The organism is Enterobacter sp. ZOR0014, assembly GCF_000798855.1.
GTDB classification, from domain to species: domain Bacteria; phylum Pseudomonadota; class Gammaproteobacteria; order Enterobacterales; family Enterobacteriaceae; genus Enterobacter; species Enterobacter kobei.
The window spans coordinates 1-221 of record NZ_JTLF01000052.1; the positions used below are offsets into that span (position 1 = coordinate 1).

At 66.1% G+C, this 221-nt stretch carries 1 pseudogene; it reads left to right on the forward strand.

What is annotated here, in order from left to right:
- A pseudogene (locus L977_RS02195) lies at nucleotides 1-221 on the forward strand (IS481 family transposase); the annotation flags it as partial.

Sequence of the window (221 nt, forward strand, 5' to 3'; positions counted from 1 at the left end):
AGCGCTGGCTCGAAGACCAGGGACACCGTATGCCTGCCTTCAGCACCGTCCATAACCTGATGGCCCGCCATGGCCTGCTGCCCGGCACGGCTCCCGGCATTCCGCTCACGGGCCGCTTCGAACACGACGCACCGAACCGGCTCTGGCAGATGGATTTTAAGGGGCACTTCCCCTTTGGCGGCGGCCGCTGCCATCCTCTCACCCTGCTGGACGACCACTCC